This is a genomic window from Aquitalea sp. FG25 (assembly GCF_057809375.1).
This window is the reverse complement of record NZ_JBMDJV010000010.1, coordinates 63,228-82,395: the sequence shown is the minus strand read 5'-3', so window position 1 is coordinate 82,395 and position 19,168 is coordinate 63,228. Positions and strand designations below refer to the sequence as shown.

14 protein-coding genes are annotated in these 19,168 nt (G+C 59.5%); 2 read left to right on the top strand and 12 right to left on the bottom strand.

Annotated features, from left to right (window positions below; all coding sequences use genetic code 11):
* Positions 1-78: 78 nt before the first annotated feature.
* Positions 79-1,104: a tRNA (adenosine(37)-N6)-threonylcarbamoyltransferase complex transferase subunit TsaD gene (tsaD, locus tag ACODR9_RS10810; protein WP_488809263.1), complete on the top strand. Its 1,026-nt coding sequence runs from the start codon at positions 79-81 to the stop codon at positions 1,102-1,104.
* Positions 1,105-1,148: 44 nt separating this feature from the next.
* Positions 1,149-3,062: an ATP-binding cassette domain-containing protein gene (locus tag ACODR9_RS10805; protein WP_488809262.1), complete on the top strand. Its 1,914-nt coding sequence runs from the start codon at positions 1,149-1,151 to the stop codon at positions 3,060-3,062.
* A 363-nt stretch (positions 3,063-3,425) separates the two neighbouring features.
* Here ACODR9_RS10805 and ACODR9_RS10800 read toward each other — a convergent pair whose 3' ends face one another.
* The 12 genes from ACODR9_RS10800 to ACODR9_RS10745 all read right to left on the bottom strand — a co-directional run bounded on the left by ACODR9_RS10800 (position 3,426) and on the right by ACODR9_RS10745 (position 19,163).
* Positions 3,426-4,880, bottom strand: coding sequence for an FAD-binding oxidoreductase (locus ACODR9_RS10800; RefSeq protein WP_488809261.1), 1,455 nt, complete (start codon positions 4,878-4,880; stop codon positions 3,426-3,428).
* A gap of 49 nt (positions 4,881-4,929) precedes the next feature.
* Positions 4,930-5,799, bottom strand: coding sequence for an acetyl-CoA carboxylase, carboxyltransferase subunit beta (gene accD, locus ACODR9_RS10795; protein ID WP_488809259.1), 870 nt, complete (start codon positions 5,797-5,799; stop codon positions 4,930-4,932).
* A gap of 83 nt (positions 5,800-5,882) precedes the next feature.
* Positions 5,883-6,671, bottom strand: coding sequence for a tryptophan synthase subunit alpha (trpA, locus tag ACODR9_RS10790; RefSeq protein ID WP_488809257.1), 789 nt, complete (start codon positions 6,669-6,671; stop codon positions 5,883-5,885).
* A 17-nt stretch (positions 6,672-6,688) separates the two neighbouring features.
* Positions 6,689-7,891 carry a tryptophan synthase subunit beta gene (trpB, locus tag ACODR9_RS10785; protein ID WP_488809256.1) on the bottom strand — a complete coding sequence of 401 codons (1,203 nt, stop codon included), beginning with the start codon at positions 7,889-7,891 and terminating at the stop codon, positions 6,689-6,691.
* A complete protein-coding gene (locus ACODR9_RS10780; RefSeq protein WP_488809255.1) occupies positions 7,878-8,501 on the bottom strand; it encodes a phosphoribosylanthranilate isomerase in 624 nt (207 codons plus the stop codon). Before ACODR9_RS10780 ends, trpB begins: the two co-directional genes overlap by 14 nt.
* A gap of 1 nt (position 8,502) precedes the next feature.
* Positions 8,503-9,291 (bottom strand): tRNA pseudouridine(38-40) synthase TruA, encoded by a 789-nt coding sequence (truA, locus tag ACODR9_RS10775; RefSeq protein WP_488809254.1) that lies wholly within the window; start codon positions 9,289-9,291, stop codon positions 8,503-8,505.
* Between the two features lie 205 nt (positions 9,292-9,496).
* Positions 9,497-12,247 (bottom strand): type IV pilus assembly protein FimV, encoded by a 2,751-nt coding sequence (locus ACODR9_RS10770; protein ID WP_488809253.1) that lies wholly within the window; start codon positions 12,245-12,247, stop codon positions 9,497-9,499.
* A gap of 159 nt (positions 12,248-12,406) precedes the next feature.
* Positions 12,407-14,752 carry a motility hub landmark protein FimV gene (locus ACODR9_RS10765; protein ID WP_488809252.1) on the bottom strand — a complete coding sequence of 782 codons (2,346 nt, stop codon included), beginning with the start codon at positions 14,750-14,752 and terminating at the stop codon, positions 12,407-12,409.
* A gap of 153 nt (positions 14,753-14,905) precedes the next feature.
* Positions 14,906-15,907, bottom strand: coding sequence for an aspartate-semialdehyde dehydrogenase (locus tag ACODR9_RS10760; protein ID WP_488809250.1), 1,002 nt, complete (start codon positions 15,905-15,907; stop codon positions 14,906-14,908).
* 137 nt (positions 15,908-16,044) lie between these two features.
* Positions 16,045-17,151, bottom strand: coding sequence for an aspartate-semialdehyde dehydrogenase (asd, locus tag ACODR9_RS10755; RefSeq protein ID WP_488809249.1), 1,107 nt, complete (start codon positions 17,149-17,151; stop codon positions 16,045-16,047).
* 142 nt (positions 17,152-17,293) lie between these two features.
* Complete coding sequence (leuB, locus tag ACODR9_RS10750; protein ID WP_488809248.1) at positions 17,294-18,358, bottom strand: 3-isopropylmalate dehydrogenase; 1,065 nt, start codon at positions 18,356-18,358, stop codon at positions 17,294-17,296.
* 43 nt (positions 18,359-18,401) lie between these two features.
* Positions 18,402-19,163, bottom strand: coding sequence for a class I SAM-dependent methyltransferase (locus tag ACODR9_RS10745; RefSeq protein ID WP_488809246.1), 762 nt, complete (start codon positions 19,161-19,163; stop codon positions 18,402-18,404).
* Between the last annotated feature and the right edge of the window lie 5 nt (positions 19,164-19,168).

The window sequence follows — 19,168 nt, the reverse complement described above, 5'->3', positions numbered from 1 at the left end:
CCACAGACTATCATTCTCGATTTGGGCAGACAAAGATTAGCCGGTAAAATGGAAAGATTGCCCTGTTATAAAGCCATCATGCTGGTACTTGGAATCGAATCATCGTGCGACGAAACCGGCGTTGCACTGTACGACCTCACGGCGGGCCTTGTTGCCCACCAACTGCATACACAAATGGCCATGCACGCCGAATACGGTGGCGTAGTACCCGAATTGGCCAGCCGCGACCATATCCGCCGTGTCATTCCACTCACCGAAGCCTGTCTGGCCGATGCCGGCAAAACCCTGGCCGATGTGGATGCGATTGCCTTCACCCAGGGTCCTGGCCTTGGCGGCGCGCTGCTGGTGGGGGCCAGTGTGGCCAATGCGCTGGCTTTTGGGCTGAACATTCCGGTGATTGGCGTACATCACCTGGAAGGCCATCTACTGTCACCCTTGCTGGCCGATCCACGCCCGGAATTTCCCTTCATTGCCCTGCTGGTTTCCGGCGGCCACACCCAGCTGATGGCCGTGCGCGGCATCGGCCAGTATGAAGTGCTGGGCGAAACCCTGGATGACGCTGCTGGCGAGGCCTTCGACAAGACGGCAAAACTGCTGGGCCTGCCCTACCCCGGTGGCCCACTGCTGTCCCAACTGGCCGAGCAAGGCGACCCGACACGCTTCAACCTGCCACGCCCGATGCTGCATAGCGACAACCTGGACATGAGCTTCTCCGGCCTGAAGACTGCCGTGCTGACACTGAGCAAGCAGGTGGAAGCCGAACACGGCCAGATCGATGAACAGACGCGCAAAGACATCTGCCGCGCCTTTCAGGAGGCCATTGTTGACGTACTGGTCAGCAAATCGCTCAAGGCCCTCAAGCAGACCGGCATGAAAAAGCTGGTGGTAGCAGGCGGCGTGGGCGCCAACAAGCAGCTGCGTGCCGCGCTGGATCAGGCCGCCAGCCGCCGTAAGCTGGAGGTGTTCTACCCGCCATTGGCACTGTGTACTGACAACGGCGCGATGATTGCCTTTGCCGGTGCCATGCGCCTGCAACACGCCACCACACCAGGCAGCTACTCCATCAAACCGCGCTGGGATCTGTCCACCCTCCCCGCAGCCTAATCTTCCGTCGGCGCAGCCTGCTGCGTCGGCTCGACAACCCGATCATGATCCAACTGAAAAACCTCAGCCTGCGTCGCGGCCTGAAAGAATTGCTGGTCAACGCCAGCCTTACCCTGAATCCCGGTTACAAAACCGGCCTGGTCGGTGCCAATGGCGTAGGCAAATCCAGCCTGTTTGCCCTGCTCAAGGGAGAACTACATGCCGATGGCGGCGATGCCGACATTCCCAAGCAGTGGGTGATGGCGCACGTGGCACAGGAAACCCCGGCGCTGGACACCGCCGCCATCGACTATGTGCTGGATGGCGATCAGGAATTGCGCCAGCTGGAAGCCGAACTGGCCGCCGCCGAAGCGCGCGACGATGGCAGTGCCATTGGTCATCTGCATGGCGAACTGGCCCGTATCGAGGCGTATTCGGCCCCAGCCCGCGCGGCCAAGCTGCTGACCGGCCTGGGCTTTGCCGTGGAAGCGCACCGCAACCCGGTCAAGAGTTTCTCCGGTGGCTGGCGCATGCGGCTGAACCTGGCCCAGGCGCTGATGTGCCGCTCCGACCTGCTGTTGCTGGACGAGCCCACCAACCACCTGGATCTGGAAACCGTGCTTTGGCTGGAAGACTGGCTGCAAAGCTATCCGGGCACCTTGCTGATTATTTCGCATGACCGTGATTTCCTCGACAGCATTTGCAGCCACATCGCAGAGGTGGCCAACCAGACCCTGACGCTGTACACCGGCAATTACAGCCAGTTTGAAACCATGCGCGCGGAAAAGCTGGCCCGCCAGCAAGGCGAGTTTGACAAGCAGCAACGCCAGATCGCCCATCTGGAATCCTTCATCACCCGCTTCAAGGCCAAGGCCACCAAAGCCAAGCAGGCGCAAAGCCGGGTCAAGGCACTGGAAAAGCTGGAACGTATTGCCCCGGCCCACGTGGCCTCGCCGTTTGATTTTCACTTCGACAGCCCGGACAACCTGCCCAACCCGCTGCTGCGGCTGGACAAGGTGGACATTGGCTATGGCAGCAGCACTATCCTGCGCGGCCTGTCGCTGTCAGTGGAAGCCGGTAGCCGCATCGGCCTGCTGGGGGTAAACGGTGCCGGTAAATCCACGCTGGTGAAACTGCTGGCTGGCGACCTGCCGGCTCAGGCGGGAGAACTGATCAAGGCGCAAACGCTGAAGATTGGCTATTTCGCCCAGCACCAGCTGGAAACCCTGCGCGAGGACGAATCGCCCTTGCAGCACATGCAGCGACTGGCCCCCACCGCTCGCGAGCTGGAGCTACGCAGCTTTCTCGGTGGTTTCAATTTCCGTGGCGACAGCGCGACGGATCTGGTCGGCCCGATGTCCGGTGGCGAAAAAGCCCGCCTGGCGCTGGCGATGATCGTGTGGCAAAAGCCCAATCTCTTGCTGCTGGACGAACCCACCAACCATCTGGATCTGGAAATGCGCCATGCGCTGACGCTGGCGCTGCAGGACTTCTCCGGCGCGCTGATTGTGGTTTCGCACGACCGCAGCCTGCTGGAATCCACCACCGATCTGTTCTGGCTGGTAAGCGACGGCACGGTCAAGCCGTTTGATGGCGATCTGGAAGACTACCGCCAGTGGCGGCTGGCCCAATTGGCAGAAGGCAACAAACCGTCCAGCGGCGATGCCCAGGCAGTCAATCGCAAGGAGCAGAAGCGCCAGGAAGCTGAAGCCCGCCAGAAACTGGCCCAGTTGAAAAAGCCGCTGTTAAGCAAGCTGACCAAGCTGGAGAAGCAGCTGGAACAGCTAAGCAGCGAGAAGAACCAGCTGGATGCCTTCATGTCCGGTGAAGACGCTTACAGCGATGCCAACAAGAGCAAGCTGGCCGAAGCCGTCAAACGCCTTGGCGTGGTGAGCAGTGAGCTGGCACAGGTGGAAGAAGACTGGATGCTGTTGCAAGAAGAGCTGGAAGCGCTGGAGAGCAGCGCACAGGCCGACTGAAACCGTTGCCTGCCAAGGGTTGTGGCCAGTCGGCCATGGTCACGCCCTTGCAGCGGGCTGCAATTATCCACAGCAATCAGCGGATAACTCTGTGGATAAGTACTGAACAAATAAAAAAAGTCTTTTGCTGTGAGTTACTTGCTGCCACTGCCTAGAAAAAAGGCAAAATCGCGCAAAAGAGCCCGGCTTTCTTGACGAGTAGCATTCACTCAATTTTCCAGCGCAAGAAACATACACAACCAATTGTTTTTATTGATTTATATATAATTTTTATCAGTAATAAACGGGCGATATTTCGAATAAAAATACCATGAGAATATCCCGCTACTGCCATGCAATGACCAACGCCCACAAGCAAAACCATCAAGCCAGCACTTTGCCCGGATTCATGATGTCGTTTGGATCAAACACGGCCTTCACCCCGCGCATCAGCGCAATGTCTTCGACCGAGCGTGTCACCGCCAGATAATCGCGCTTGAGCAAACCCACGCCATGCTCGGCTGACATGCTTCCGGCAAACTCCGCCACCAGGGCAAATACCTGTTCATTCACCTGCTCGCAAGCGTGACGGAAATCCTCCAATGCCCAAGCTGCGGGTTTCAGCACATTGATATGCAGATTGCCATCGCCGATATGGCCATACCACAGCACCTCGAAATCCGGGTAATCCTCTGCCAGCAAGGCTTGCAGCCGGGACACAAAATCCGGCAGACGGCTGATGAGCACCGAGATATCGTTCTTGTACGGCGTATGCGGCGTGATGGCCGCACTGATGCCTTCACGCAAGCGCCATAGCGCCCTGGCCTGCTGTTGCGACTGAGCCATCACCCCGTCAGTCACCCAGCCCTGTTCCATACAGTGTGAAAACTGCTGCAACACCTGCTCTGCCTCATTCGGCCCTGGCGTTTCCAGTTCCAGCAACACATAGAAGGGCTGCCGCTCGGCCAGCGGCGGGCCGACTTTTTCCGCAGCCAGAACATGTGTCAAAGCCAGGTCGGACAAGAACTCGAAAGCCTGCAAGGTGAGTGCGCTGCGAAAGGCATGAAATACCGCCATGATGTCTGGCAAACGCGGTATGGCCAGCAGCATCACCGTTGTGGCGGGCGGCAGCTCCGTCAGCCGCACTGTGGCATCCACAATCAGTCCCAGCGTGCCTTCCGAACCGATGAACAGGTGGCGGAAGTCGTAGCCGCTATTGTTCTTGGCCAGGCCCAGATTGCACTCCAGCACGTCGCCGCTGCCGGTCACTACCGTGAGGCCGGCAATCCAGTCGCGCGTCATGCCATAACGCACCACGCGAATACCGCCGGCGTTGGTGGCGATATTGCCACCGATCTGGCTGGAGCCACTGGAAGCAAAGTCCACCGGGTAATACAGGCCCTGCTCATTGGCAAACTGCTGCAAGGCAGCAGTGACCACTCCGGCCTGACAGCGCACGGTGCGCGTCAGCGGGTCAAAACCGTCAATGCGGTTCATGCGCTCCAGCGACACCACCACCTCGCCTTGTGTGGCGACTGCACCACCAGACAGCCCGGTACGGCCACCAGAGGGGACAATGCCCACCCGCTGCGCATTGGCCCAACGCACCACGGCCTGCACCTCGTCGATACTGAGCGGAAAAACGATGGCAGCTGCCTGCGGTGTGGTGTAGCGCGTCCAGTCCTGGCCATAGCGCTTACAAGTGTCGGCATCAAGGTGAATACGCTCGGCGGGCAAGATGTCCTGCAAGCTGGTCAACTGGGAGGCGGTGAGCACGGTGCGGCTTTCTATCGTGGTGAGGGCAAGGCGTGTCGGCAGCCTAGCACAGCTGGCGGGCATGAAAAAAGCCGCTTCCAGAGGAAGCGGCTTGATCTTGGACGCTGATCGTTCAGGCGACAGCAGGCTGCTTTTGCAGCATGGCGACCAGTTCGGCAATCTTGCGCTTGAGTTCGCGTCGATCAACGATCATGTCGATAGCACCCTTTTCCAGCAGGAATTCCGAGCGCTGGAAGCCTTCCGGCAGGGTTTCACGCACGGTCTGCTCGATCACGCGCGGGCCGGCAAAGCCGATCAGCGCGCCCGGCTCGCCAATCACCACGTCGCCCAGGAAGGCAAACGAGGCAGAGACGCCACCCATGGTGGGGTCGGTCAGCACCGAGATGAAAGGCAGTTGATGATCGGTCAGCAGTTGCAGCGCGGCACTGGTCTTGGCCATCTGCATCAGCGAGTTCAAGCCTTCCTGCATACGCGCACCACCGGATGCCGCCACGCAGATGAACGGCGCCTTGGCTTCAATGGCGGCTTGTACGCCACGCACAAAACGCTCACCCACCACCGAGCCCATGGAACCGCCAATAAAGCGGAACTCAAAGGCCGCTACCACGGCTGGCATGGAATGGATGCTACCCTGCATCACCACCAGCGCGTCGTCTTCGCCGGTGCTGCTTTGCGCCGCAGCCAGGCGATCCGGATAGCGCTTGCCATCCTTGAACTTGAGAATGTCCACCGGTTTGACTTCGGCACCGATTTCGCGGCGGCCTTCGTCATCCAGCAACATATCCAGACGCTGACGTGCATTCAGCGCATGGTGATGATTACATTTCGGGCAAACCTGCAGATTGCTCTCCAGGTCGGTGTAATACAGTACGGCTTCACATGCCGGGCACTTGCTCCACAGCCCCTCCGGTACCGCTGAAGGCTTGTCAGCGCGAGAATCGCGCTTGATCTTCGGCGGCAGGAGCTTGTTCAACCAGCTCATGCTGACTCCTTGCTCAACACAACCCAGCCGGACAGGCCGGGTTGTCAGTAAAACGGGCTGTTGCCACCCCGTTTGCGTGTTCCTTAAAGAATGGCAGCTTTCAACTCCGCTACCAGACCGGTCAACCGCTCTTTGGCGGTTTGTTCTGTAGCCGCCTCGATTTCCTGCACCAGTCGGCTCCCCACCACCACGGCATCAGCCGTCACGGAGATGGCCTTGGCTGTGGCAGCATCGCGAATGCCGAAGCCGACGCCGATGGGAACCTGAATATGTGCTCTAAGGGCGGCAATTTTACGCGCTACATCGTCAATGTCCAGATTTCCTGCACCGGTGACGCCTTTGAGCGACACATAGTAGACATAACCACGGGCATGGCGAGCGATTTCACGCACCCGCGACTCGGGCGTGGTGGGGGCAATCAGAAACACCGGGTCCAGATCTGCCGCAATCAGCGCGGCCGACAAATCGGCCGCTTCTTCCGGCGGGCAATCCACCGTCAGCACGCCATCCACACCCGCTTCACGCGCCTGCGTGGCAAAGGCGGCATAGCCCATGACAAATACCGGGTTGAGATAACCCATCAGTACGACTGGTGTCGTAGTGTTGGTTTTGCGGAATTCGGCCACCATGGCCAGCACATCGCGCAGGCCTACCTTGTGCACCAGCGCGCGTTCCGATGCGCGCTGAATCACCGGGCCGTCGGCCATCGGGTCGGAAAACGGCACGCCCAGTTCGATGATGTCGGCACCACCATCCACCAGGCCGTGCATCAGTTCGACGGTGCGGGACGGATGCGGGTCGCCGGCGGTAATGAAGGGAATCAGCGCCTTCTTGCCTTGCAGACCGGCAAAACATGCAGCAATACGTGACATAAGCCTTCCTTAGCCTGTTAGAGCGTGATGCCGGCAAGACCGGCCACGGTATTGATGTCTTTGTCGCCACGGCCGGACAGATTCACCAGAATCACCTTGTCCTTGCCCATGGTGGGCGCAACCTTGGCCGCCCAGGCCAGTGCATGGCTGGACTCCAGCGCCGGGATGATGCCTTCCAGATGACAACAGTCATGGAAAGCCGCCAGCGCTTCCTTGTCGTCGATGGCAACATACTCGGCACGGCCAATATCTTTCAGATAGCTGTGCTCCGGGCCGACACCGGGGTAATCCAGACCAGCCGATACCGAATGGGTTTCCACCACCTGGCCGTTGGCATCCTGCATCAGATAGCTCTTGGCACCGTGCAGCACACCGACGCCGGCACCACCGGACAAGGGCGCGGCATGCATGCCGCTGGCAATGCCGTGACCACCGGCTTCCACGCCGACCATGCGCACACCGTCCACATTGATGTAGGGGTAGAACATGCCGATGGCGTTGGAACCGCCACCCACGCAAGCCACCACCACATCTGGCTGGCGGCCTGCCACTTCGGGCATTTGTTCCTTGGACTCTTCGCCAATTACCGACAGGAAGTCACGCACCATCATCGGATACGGGTGCGGACCAGCCGCTGTACCCAGAATGTAGAAGGTGCTGTCGACATTGGTTACCCAGTCGCGCATGGCTTCGTTCAGTGCGTCTTTCAGGGTTTTGGAGCCGGACTCCACCGGTACCACGGTGGCACCCAGCAGCTTCATGCGGAATACATTGGGCGACTGGCGCTTGATGTCCTCGGCACCCATGTAGACAAAGCATTCCATGCCATAACGCGCAGCCACGGTAGCGGTGGCCACGCCATGCTGACCGGCACCGGTTTCGGCAATCACACGCTTCTTGCCCATGCGGCGGGCCAGCAGGGCCTGACCAATGGCATTGCTGATTTTGTGCGCGCCGGTGTGGTTGAGATCTTCACGCTTGAGGAAGATCTGCGCTCCACCCAGTTGTTCCGACCAGCGCTTGGCATGGTAGATGGGGCTGGGGCGGCCCACATAGTGTTTCAGCTCGTGGCGAAACTCTTCCCAGAAAGTCGGATCGGCCTTGACGCGCTCGTATTCATTCTTGAGTTCGTCCAGCGCCGCCATCAAGGTTTCGGCAACGTAGACGCCACCATACGGGCCAAAATGGCCTTTTGCATCCGGAAGATCATACCGCTCCATGCCTTGCTCCTGATATGAACGCTGCCATCCTGGCAGCATCTTTGATTCCCTTGGCTGCTTCCACACCGCTGGAAACATCCACCGCCGCCGGCCGCACTGCGGCCACGGCTTGTTTGATATTTTGGTCGTCCAGCCCGCCGGACAAAATCAACGGCAGGGGCAGGTTTTCCGGCAGCAAGGTCCAGTCAAACGTGGTACCGGTGCCACCGTGCGCGCCTTCGACAAAGGCGTCGGTCAACAGGCCGCGTGCATCCGGGTACTGTGCTGCCGCTGCAGTCAGGTCGAGGCCAGGCTTCACCCGTACCGCCTTCAGATAGGGGCGATGGAAAGAGCGACAGAATTCCGCGCTTTCTTCGCCATGAAACTGCAGGATGTCGATGCTGCAGGCGCTCAATACCTCTTCCACCCAGGCGCGTTCGGGATTGACGAACAGCGCCACCACGCTGACAAAGGGCGGCAAGGCGGCAATCACCGCCTGCGCTTGCGCGATGCTGACATTGCGCGGGCTTTTCGGATAAAACACCAGCCCGATGGCATCTGTCCCCAGGCGGGCGGCTTCCACCCCGTCTTCGGGCCGGGTAATTCCACAAATCTTGATTCTGACTGTCACTTCATCTCCACAAAGCCAGGCGCGCCGGTTCTGCCCGCGCGGGCAGGTCAAACTCACCGGGATAGCCAACACCGGTCAGGTACAAACCATCCGGCATGAAGGTGGGCGGTGCCCGGGTACGATCGCGCGCGGCCAGCAAGGCTTGCAGATCTGCCACATCCAGGCTGCCCTTACCCACGTACAGCAATGCACCGACGATATTGCGCACCATGTGATGCAGGAAGGCATCTGCCATGAAATCAAAGCGGATCAAACCGCCCTCTTCGCGGATATCCAGCTGCTGCAGGTTTTTAAGCGGGCTTTTGGCCTGACATTCGGCAGCCCGGAAGCTGGAAAAATCATGCTGTCCCAGCAAGTACTGCGCCGCAGCGCGCATGGCGGCTACATCCAGCGTCTGGTGGTACCAGCCCACCTTGCCTGCCAGCAGGCAGGGGCGCACCGGGTGGGTCAGCAGGAAATAACTGTAGGAACGCGAAAATGCCGAGAAGCGCGCATGAAAGTCATCACTCACTTCCCGTGCCCATACCACGGCCACTTCCGGTGGCAGCAGCGCATTGACACCACGCACCCAGGCATTCAGCTGCCGTTCGGTTGTCGTATCAAAATGCACTACCTGCATGGCGGCGTGCACACCGGCATCGGTTCGACCGGCAGCCAGGGTTGTTATCTTTTGTCCGGCAATCTGGCTGATGGCCTGATTCAATCTGTCCTGGACGGTATTGCCATGCGGCTGAGTCTGCCAGCCGGAAAATGCCCGCCCGTCATACTCGATGCCGAGCGCTATTCTCATGCCCACACCTTGCTTGCAAAACTTCCCGCAGTCAGCGCACAGGCAACTGCCAGCGGGGCGATAAAGCATCAACTCTACCCTATCCTGCGGGGTTTACGCCATGCCGACATTCAAGAAGCCACGTCCAGCGGCCCGGTTGGCAGCAGCGTATAGCCGCATGAAAAACGGGGATGCATTGCATCCCCGTCGACATGGCATCAAAAGTCTAGGCTGTCTGCCCGGCTTCCTTCATCAGGGCTTCCGCCGTTTCCTTGTCGCCCATTTCGAGATAAAGCTTGGCCAGCTCCATCTTGTCATTGGCTTCGGACTGCGATGTGGAGGCCTGGGGCTGGGGCGACGTGGCCGGCGCTGGCTTGCTGACCGGAGGCTCAAGCTTTACCGACTCAGGCAGATCGGACAGGAAATCCATGTTAAGCATGGGCTCTGGTGCCTGATTCACCACGCTTTCGAGCTCCTGCTCCCCCAGCGAGGCAAAGGCATCCAGCCCGCTCAGTGCATTGCTCTGCTCGTTAGCCGGCGGCAGGGGTGCCGGACCTGCCGGTTCTTTCTCGATGAAATCCATCGCCAGCGGTTCTTCCGGCGGCGGTTCCAGTGCGCCCAGTTCAGCAGCCATATCCACCGGCATACTGGCAGGATTCTGCGCAGCAGCTGCCACAGGCACATCAGCGGCAGCCTGCACTCTGACCGGTTCAAGATCTAGCGGTGATACTGCTGCAGCCGGGCGCGCATCAAACAGCGGATGCTCTGGTGCCAGCGTTCGGCCCAGTTCGCACACCCTCATCCACAGCGTGCTGTCCTTGCCGAAGATGCCACGCGCCGTGGTAGCCTCGGCCACAAAGCCGTCCTTGTCCGACTGGATTGCCAGCACTTCCAGCAACTTGTACCGCAGATCCTGCCGCATCGGTTCGCGCACCAGGCCTTCCCGCAGGATTTCCAGTGCCTGATCGGTACGACCATAGGCCAGATACACCTCGGCTTCCGCGATCAGATCCACCGAAGCCAGATCAATCCCCTCGCCGCGCTTGATGCCACTCATCAGGGTGGTAAGCGGCCCCATGGTCAGCAAGGACGCGTTATCGGGTACTGGCTTTCCTTCAGGCTTGCTTTCCGGCGTAGCAATCTTGCGCTGGCGTCGGCGCTGAGCCAGCAGCAAGGCCGCCAGCGCAGCCACCGCAGCGCCGCCAGCAATCATGGTGCTGTTATTGCGCAGCCCCGTCAGCACATCATCAACCAGGAAGCCTGGCGCTGCCGCGCCCTCCGGGGGCTTGACTGCCACCGGTTTGGGCGCAGATGCCGGTGCGGCCTTACTGCTTGCCACTGCAGGTGCAGAAGCCTGTGCAGGCACGGCAGCCGGAGCAGCCACGGCAACGCTGGCAGGAGCCGCAATGGCCTTATCTACCGGCTGACTGGCAACCGCCTTGTTCTGGCTGGCAATGGCGGCGGCACTGGCTTCGGCGGCCTTGGCCAGCTGCAGATTGCGGATTCTCTGTTCCAGTTGCTGGGTTTGTTGCTGGGCCTGCTGCAGCGCCTGATCCTGCCGCTGCAGGATGTTCTTCAGCCTGGCCTCCTGGGCAGTCTCAACGGCCTTGCCCGGCGTGACCGCCTTGACTGCCGCAACCTGCGGAGCAGAAGCCACCGGCTTGGCTGCCGATGCCACCGCTTTAGCCTGTTCCACCGGCGGTTTCACCATGGGCTTGAGCGTAATGGCTTCGGGGCTGCCATGCGGCTTGGCCGGTGCGTCCACCTTGGTTGCAGCAGCCGGTGCCGCCACTTGAGGCTCAGTAGCCTTGACATGGGTGGCTGGTGCAACCGCGTTGGTCGCAGCAGCCGGTGCCGTCACTTGAGGCTCAGTAGCCTTGACATGGGTAGCTGGTGCAACCGCATTGGCCATGTGCCACGCAGCCGGATACTTCAGTGCGGTCCCGGCGCGCAGGCGATTGACATCACCGGCGATAAAAGCATCCGGATTGCCGCGATACAGCCGTCGGGCGGCTTCGGCTTGATTGCCAGCGCCCTTCATGCGGGCTGCGATCAGCGACAGGGTATCACCACGCAGCACCCGATACATCTTCAATGGCTGCGTTTTTCCGACGCTATGCACCGGCTTGTCGGTATCGCCACTATTCGCAGCGTGCTCTTCAACGGCATAACCGTTCGGGTCCAGCAGCAGGGTATAGCGTTTTTGCGCGTGCACATTGGCAGCGCCTACGTCCAGCCGAAAGGCAAGAAAAGGCTCGGTCAACGGCCGGGTACTGCGCAGCAGCAGTATGGATTTTCCAGCGGCAGACCGGGTCAACTGATGGGAGATGGAGGCCACCAGCTGCAGTTGCTCGGCACTGGGAGCACCTTGCAAGCTGTCAGCAGTCAAGGCCACGTGGACATTGTCGGTCTGCTTAACTGCGGTGCCAAACAATTCCAGTTCAGCCACCAGCGGTTCGCCCAGCTTGGACTTTACCTTTAGTTCACCCAACCCCAGGCTGCTCAGGCGCGGCATCTGGTCGGGCGATACTGCGGTTTTCTTCACCGTATCGTCATGACCAGGCTGCTTGTCCTTGCGTGGCGGACCATCCCTCAGATAGTCAACCTCGAACTCACGCACCAACCGTCCTGCCGGCCAGCTCATTTCCACGGCAAAACGCAGCAGGGATTCGTCGAAACGGCTAGGTCCCTTGACCAGAATTTTCTGGATACTGCCATCCGGTTTGCGGATAGCAGAGAACTTCAATACCGAAGCGGACTGACTGTAGGTGGAAACCAGAGGATATTTGTTGCGATCAGCCAGGCTGACCAGCACATTCCCTTGCGGATCCTCATCTACCACGGGAATTTCTGCCTCGAAAGGCTGACCTTCCGACGACAGTACGTGGATGGGCCCCAAGCCAGCCAGCGCCGATCCTGCAGAGCCCATGCCAGCCAACAGGATGGCCAGCAAGGTCATGCGATGTCTTGAAGCCATGATACGGACTTCCCTGATTCCTGCTTTGGCAGGTTTTATTGCTAATGAACTACCCGGCTCAAATGTGTGCCATGCAAAATAAAACCGGCAAAATCAGCAAGGCAGTGCTTGCGCACTGCCTGCTTCACAAGCTGAACCAGATCAACAAGCCAAGTTACCTCAGCTGCTGATTTTGGTCAGCAAAGCCTGGGCTTCTTCTTTCAAACTGCCTTGCGCCTCACCAACCAGGTCCTGCAATACTTCCCTTGCACCGTCACGATCACCCATGTCGAGATAAACCTTGGCCAGATCCAGCTTGGTGGACAACGGATCATCCAGCAGCGTCATGCCCTCAGCGGCAACCGGTGCATCAGGTACAGCAGGAGAAGGAGCAGGTGTCGGCGTAGCAGCCACCATGTCTTCGTACAACGATTCAAAACCATCACTTGCGGCTGCTGTCGCTGGCAATTCCAGCGTTGCCACCGCAGGCTCTTCCGTTTTGGCCGACTCAATATCACTAGCCAGCCCATCCAGATTGAAATCAAAATCCAGCAAATTGGTATCGGCTGCAGGCTCTGCTGCCGGTTTTTCCGGCTCGGCTGCGGGTGCCGGTGCCAGCGCGGCCAGCTCGGCATCCAGATCAAAATCCATCAGGTTGGATTCTGCCGCTGGTGCCGGCGCCACCACTTCTTCTTCGGCAAACAGAGCGGCACGCAGCGGATCATCGACAGCAACCGGTGCTGCAGCCTCAACCGGCTTGGCGGCAACCGGCTCGGGCACAGCCTCGCCAAACAGTTCCTGATCCAGATCGATCACGCCATTGGCAGCCGCCGCCGTACTTTCTGCTGGCAGATCATCGGCAGCAAGCTGGTACAGCGCATTGGCCGGATCGATAGCCAGCCCCATCGCAGCCACCTTGGCCCAGGCCTGGCCCTTACCATCCGTACTGACATGGAATTCACGTGCCAGCTTCTCAAAGTTGCCGGCATCCGGGCGAGCTGCATACAGCTCCAGCAGTTTCTGGCGCACTTCCTGGCGCGATGGATCCTTGGCCAGTGCATCCTTGAGGATTTCCTCGGCCTGCGCATCACGGCCATAGGCCATATACACTTCGGCCTCCGCTACCGGATCAACCTCAGCTGCATCAATCGCACCGGAGGACTGGGTGAAATTGGTCATGAAGGAGTGGCCGCCACTGACCGAGCTGGGGCCGCTACCCACAGCATTGCGACCCAATACCGCATTGTTGGCCTGGGCGGACAATTGCAGCGAAGAGCCGGCAGCAGCCTTGCGGCGACGGGAAATCATCACGCCAAGCGCACCGAGAAGGCCGACACCCGCCACGCCACCACCGATCAGCGGCAGCTTGTCCATCAGTCCATCCAGCCAGGAACGTTCCGGCGGCGGCGGCGGAGGGGCAACCGGCTTGGGTGCTACAACCGGCTTGGGTGCCGGCGCAGCGGCAACCGGCGCACTGGCCTGAACAACAGGCTCCACTGCCGGTACCGAGGCGGCTTGCACCACTGCATCTGGCTGCGATGCCAGCGGCTTGCCGCCTTGCATGGCCTTGAGTTGCTGCTCCAGCGCAGCAATACGCGCCTCAGCATCCTTCAGCGACTGCTCGCGTGCGTTTACTTGCTGCTCCAGCACAGAGAGCTTGGCATCCGGCTGAGCACCTGCGGCATCGGGCGGAACCAGCTTCAGTACATCAGCACCCTTGCCCTTGACCGCCGGTGCAGCCGGTGCGGTAGCCGGCGGCTGGGCCGGGGTCGCTGCAGGCGCAGTACCATCGGGGTGCAGAATGGTATTGACCTGATCAGCCGACAGCGCCTTGACCTTGCCAGCAGTTGGTACCTTCAGGGTAACGCCGGCTTTTAGCTTGTTGGGATTGCCATCGTTGAAGGCATGCGGGTTGTTCTGCACCAACGCTGCCATGGTTTGCTCTAACGATGCGCCAGCCGGCTTCACCCGTGCCGCCATCCCGCGCAGTGTAGAGCCGGATCGCGTCTGCACTACGCCCGGGATCACTGCATGCGCCGGTCTGGCTGGTTTGCCCACATAGCGGCTGGACAGATTGTCCTCGGCATACTGCGGCATGTCCTGCACGATGGATTTGGATTGCGGCGCATTGTATGTTGCCGGATCCAGCAACACCGTGTATTCACGCACCGAACGACCAGAACTGGTCTTGGCTTCGACCACAAAACGCAGATAAGGGTCGTTGATGGGGGTGGCTGAGCTCACCCGGATGACGGCACCACGTGCAGAGGGGACCACGTGGAAGCGCAATGCGGACATGCTGCCGCTGTAATCAACATTCAAGTCCCGAAAGGTATCCGGGCTGGCCAACCCGATGCGGGCGGTTTCCAGCTCGCTCGAGCGAACTCCGGTCAACTCGATATCTGCGTGAAAGGTCTCCCCCAGGAAGGATCGCACATTGATCCTGCCAAGACCGGCCCATACATTTGCCGAACACACCATGGCGACAGCCAGCACGCTCAGCTTGAATTTTGCCTGATTATTCACAGTCTACCTTCCGGCACTCATTTATCTTGATTTTATTTCGCCCGCTCTACCCGCACGGACACACAACTGGCAACTAGTGCCATATTAGGCCCTAGCAAAGCTTTTAGCTAGATAACATAACAAGAAAACCCCGGACTGGCCGGGGCTTTACAATTATTCAAACACACCAGCTTTATTCAGCGACTCGGCCAACAGAACACAATTGAGTGCGGCACCAACCCGGACATTGTCTGCACTCAACCAGAAACTGAGTGAATTTCCGGTTTTGCGCAGGCGGCTAATCCAGACACCGTCATTACCGGTTGCCTCCATCGGCGTAATGTAGCCACCATGCTGATCGGCAGAGATCAATTGCAATCCTGCCGCCAACAGACGATTACGTACTTGCAGCAGATCAATATCCCCATCCACTTCAAGGCTTACTGCCCAAGAATGGCCAAAGAATACCGGCACACGAACACAACTGGCCTCTACCAGCAGTGCCGGCTGCTGCAGTAGGCGGCGTAATTCATTAGCCAGGGAAAGCTCTTCAGCGGAAACACCATCCGCATCAACATCGCCAATCTGCGGCAGCACATTAAAGGCAATGCGCTTGGCAAAAACGGTATTTTCAGATTCTCGCTGCGAGAATAATGCCGTTGTTTGCTCAGCCAGCTCTTCCAGTGCCTTCTGCCCGGCACCGGATACCGACTGATAGGTGGCAACAGTCAGGCGGCGCGGTTGCAGCGGCAGCAAGGGACGCAAAGCCATGGCCAGCGGAGTAACCGTGCAGTTGGGTGCGGATACCAGGGCTCCGGCCTCCAAACCTTCCAGTTGATCCCCATTCACCGATGGCACCACCAACGGCACTTCGGCATCCAGTCGATAGGCATCGCTGAAATCAATCACGGTCACACCGGCAGCACGGGCTTGCGGTACATATTCACGCGCCACATCACTACCGGCCACAAAAATGGCCAGTGCTACATTCTCGAAACCAAACTCATCTAGCTGCCGAATATCCAGCTCCAGATTGCCATAGCTAACGGTAGACGCCTCATGCTCCGGGCCATCAACAGCAAACACCCGCTCTGCCGGGAACTGACGCTCGGCCAGCAGTTCGAGAACAGATTGGCCAACCAGGCCAGCGGCACCTACTACAGCAAGCTGCATCATCCGAATAAATCCTTACATTCCTGAAAAAGCTGATAGTAACTCAGCCAAAAGCAAAGGGCGCAAGAAGCGCCCTTTGCAGTGTAGTCGATCCCGGCGGTATGCCGGTTAAAAAAGCGTAGCGACCATTTTAACCCGAATCAGCGTTCGATGAGGATACGCAGCATGCGGCGCAGCGGTTCGGCCGCGCCCCACAGCAGTTGGTCGCCAATCACGAAGGCGGACAGGTATTCACCGCCCATGTTCAGCTTGCGTACACGGCCAACGCCCACTTCCAGCCCGCCGGTGATGGCAGCCGGGGTCAGTTCCTTGACGCTGATTTCGCGGTCGTTCGGCACCCATTTCACCCAGTCGTTGCCGGACTTGATGATGGCTTCGATTTCTTCCAGCGGCAGGTCTTTCTTCAGCTTCACGGTCAGTGCCAGGCTATGGCAGCGCATGGCGCCGATGCGCACGCACAGGCCGTCCACCGGAATGATGGCTTCGTTGCCCAGGATCTTGTTGACCTCGGCCTGGCCCTTCCACTCTTCCTTGGACTGGCCGTTGTCCAGCTGCTTGTCGATCCACGGGATCAGACCACCAGCCAGCGGTGCGCCGAAGAATTCGGTCGGCACGTCTTCGCGGATGGCAGCAGCCACCTTGCGGTCGATTTCCAGAATGGCGGACGACGGGGTAGCCAGTTCGTCAGCCACGGCTGCGTGTACCACGCCCATGCCCTTGATCAGTTCGCGCATGTGGTTGGCACCACCGCCGGACGCTGCCTGGTAGGTCATGGAGGAAACCCACTCCACCAGACCTTCACGGAACAGACCGCCCATGCCCATCAGCATGATGGAGTTGGTACAGTTGCCGCCGATGTAGTCTTTCACGCCCTTGGCCAGTGCGCTGTCAATCACGTTGCGGTTGACCGGGTCCAGCACAATCACGGCATCGTCAGCCATGCGCAGGGTGGAGGCCGCATCGATCCAGTAGCCGTTCCAGCCAGCTGCACGCAGTTTCGGGTAGATGTCGCTGGTGTAGTCGCCGCCCTGACAGGTGACAATGGCGTCCATTGCCTTCAGTTCGTCGATGTTCTTGGCGTCTTTCAGCGCCGGTACATCACGGCCGATGTCCGGGCCTTTGCCGCCGACATTGGAAGTGGTGAAGAACACCGGTTCGTTGATGACAGCGAAATCGTTCTCTTCACGCATACGTTGCATCAGCACGGAACCAACCATGCCACGCCAGCCTACAAAGCCTACTTTCACGGGTTTCTCCTGGGATCTGTCTCTAAAGTTGCGATTGGCCCGTCAACGCAAGCGTTAGCGGGCCAAGTATTTTTATTACCCCATTGTGCAGCGCGATAGCGCAGGAGGCAATGGGGTCAACCCTATCCGGGTGAAGTTTTTTTTACAGCGCCGCCACCACGGCGTCACCCATGCCGGAGCAGCTTACTTTCTGGCAGCCTGCCTCGAAGATGTCGCCGGTACGGTAGCCTTGGGCCAGTACCGTCTTGACCGCGTTTTCCACGCGCTGGGCGGCTTCTTCCTTGGCAAAGGTGTAGCGCAGCATCATGGCGGCAGACAGGATGGTGGCCAGCGGATTGGCCAGATTCTTGCCGGCGATGTCCGGAGCGGAACCGTGCGAAGGCTCGTACAGGCCCTTGTTGTTCTGATCCAGCGAGGCCGACGGCAGCATGCCGATGGAACCGGTGAGCATGGAGGCTTCGTCGGACAGGATGTCGCCAAAGATATTGCCAGTCACCATTACGTCGAACTGTTTGGGGTTGCGCACCAGCTGCATGGCGGCGTTGTCGACATACATATGGCTCAGCTCTACCTGCGGGTAGTCACGCGCCACGTCGATCATGATTTCTTTCCAGAATTCGGTGGTTTCCAGCACATTGGCCTTGTCTACCGAACACAGCTTCTTGTTGCGCTTCATGGCAATGCCAAAGGCAACATGCGCGATGCGACGCACTTCGCTTTCGCTGTAGCGCATGGTGTTGAAGGCTTCGCGCTCGCCCTGCTCGTTCACGCCCATGCCACGCGGCTGACCGAAGTAGATGTCACCGGTGAGTTCGCGCACGATCATGATGTCCAGCCCAGACACCACTTCCGGCTTCAGGGTGGAAGCATTGGCCAGTTCCGGGTACAGGATGGCCGGACGCAGGTTGGCAAACAGGTTCAGATCCTTGCGGATGGCCAGCAGGCCGCGCTCCGGGCGCAGCGGGCGATCCAGCGTGTCGTATTGCGGCCCGCCTACCGCGCCCAGCAATACGGCGTCGGCTGCACGGCACAGCTTCTGGGTGAATTCCGGATACGGCACGCCATAGGCATCGTAGCCAGCGCCACCCAGCGGGGCTTCTTCCAGCTCGATCGGTAAGCCGTCCTGACGCAGCACATCCAGCACACGACGTGCCTGGGCAATGATTTCCGGACCAATGCCGTCACCCGGCAATACGGCGATTTTCATGATTTATCCTTTGTTATCTCTGATTACTTGTATTTTGAAATCTTCACGCCGCCCACAACACGATGACGTCGACGGTAAAGCTGCCATCAGCCTCGATGGCGTAATAATCGCGCACTTCCTGCCCCACCGACTGCTGCAACAGGCGAATAGCTTCGCGCATGGTTTGCGGTGTGCGCATGCGCTCCACCCACACGCCAAATTCCAGCCGCAGCTTTTGCCGCGTTACCTGCTGTGCCTGCCAACCAGTCGTACTCAATGCAGCCAGCCATTCGGCCATGGCGTAGTTGTGGACATGACTGGTATCGCGCAGCACTTCCACCGCTTGCAGATAGGTATCCAGCAAGGGTTGGCCGGGCGACATCACATCGATGAAGGCAAGCTTGCCACCGGGCTTGAGTACCCGTCGCGCTTCACGCAGCGCCAGGCCAAGATCACCCCAGTGGTGGGCGGAATAACGGCTGAATACGAAGTCGAATTCGCCATCAGCAAACGGCAGCGACTCGGCCGCGCCTTGCTGCGTGGTGAGGGTGCTGAGGCCACGCGATGCTGCCTCCTCCGCCACCACTTGCAGCATGCTGGCGGACAAGTCGTAAGCCACTACGCTGGCAGCGTATTCGGCCACCTGGAAGCTGACATGGCCGGCACCGCAGCCCAGGTCCAGCACCCGCGCTGCGCCATGCTCACGCACGGCTTGCTGTAGCTGGGCAAACTCGGCCCCTTGGGCGTGTACCTGGCTGTGCAGGTAGGCCGCCGCCTGGGCACCAAATTGTTGCTGGACGTGTTCTGCGTGTGCGCTCTGGCTCATGTCAT

What these genes read in the sequence shown, in the direction of transcription:
- tsaD (WP_488809263.1), top strand. Translation starts at nt 79, where the DNA reads ATGCTGGTACTTGGAATCGAATCATCGTGCGACGAAACCGGCGTTGCA.
- ACODR9_RS10805 (WP_488809262.1), top strand. Translation starts at nt 1,149, where the DNA reads ATGATCCAACTGAAAAACCTCAGCCTGCGTCGCGGCCTGAAAGAATTG.
- ACODR9_RS10800 (WP_488809261.1), bottom strand. Translation starts at nt 4,880, where the DNA reads ATGCCCGCCAGCTGTGCTAGGCTGCCGACACGCCTTGCCCTCACCACG.
- accD (WP_488809259.1), bottom strand. Translation starts at nt 5,799, where the DNA reads ATGAGCTGGTTGAACAAGCTCCTGCCGCCGAAGATCAAGCGCGATTCT.
- trpA (WP_488809257.1), bottom strand. Translation starts at nt 6,671, where the DNA reads ATGTCACGTATTGCTGCATGTTTTGCCGGTCTGCAAGGCAAGAAGGCG.
- trpB (WP_488809256.1), bottom strand. Translation starts at nt 7,891, where the DNA reads ATGGAGCGGTATGATCTTCCGGATGCAAAAGGCCATTTTGGCCCGTAT.
- truA (WP_488809254.1), bottom strand. Translation starts at nt 9,291, where the DNA reads ATGAGAATAGCGCTCGGCATCGAGTATGACGGGCGGGCATTTTCCGGC.
- ACODR9_RS10770 (WP_488809253.1), bottom strand. Translation starts at nt 12,247, where the DNA reads ATGGCTTCAAGACATCGCATGACCTTGCTGGCCATCCTGTTGGCTGGC.
- ACODR9_RS10760 (WP_488809250.1), bottom strand. Translation starts at nt 15,907, where the DNA reads ATGATGCAGCTTGCTGTAGTAGGTGCCGCTGGCCTGGTTGGCCAATCT.
- leuB (WP_488809248.1), bottom strand. Translation starts at nt 18,358, where the DNA reads ATGAAAATCGCCGTATTGCCGGGTGACGGCATTGGTCCGGAAATCATT.
- ACODR9_RS10745 (WP_488809246.1), bottom strand. Translation starts at nt 19,163, where the DNA reads ATGAGCCAGAGCGCACACGCAGAACACGTCCAGCAACAATTTGGTGCC.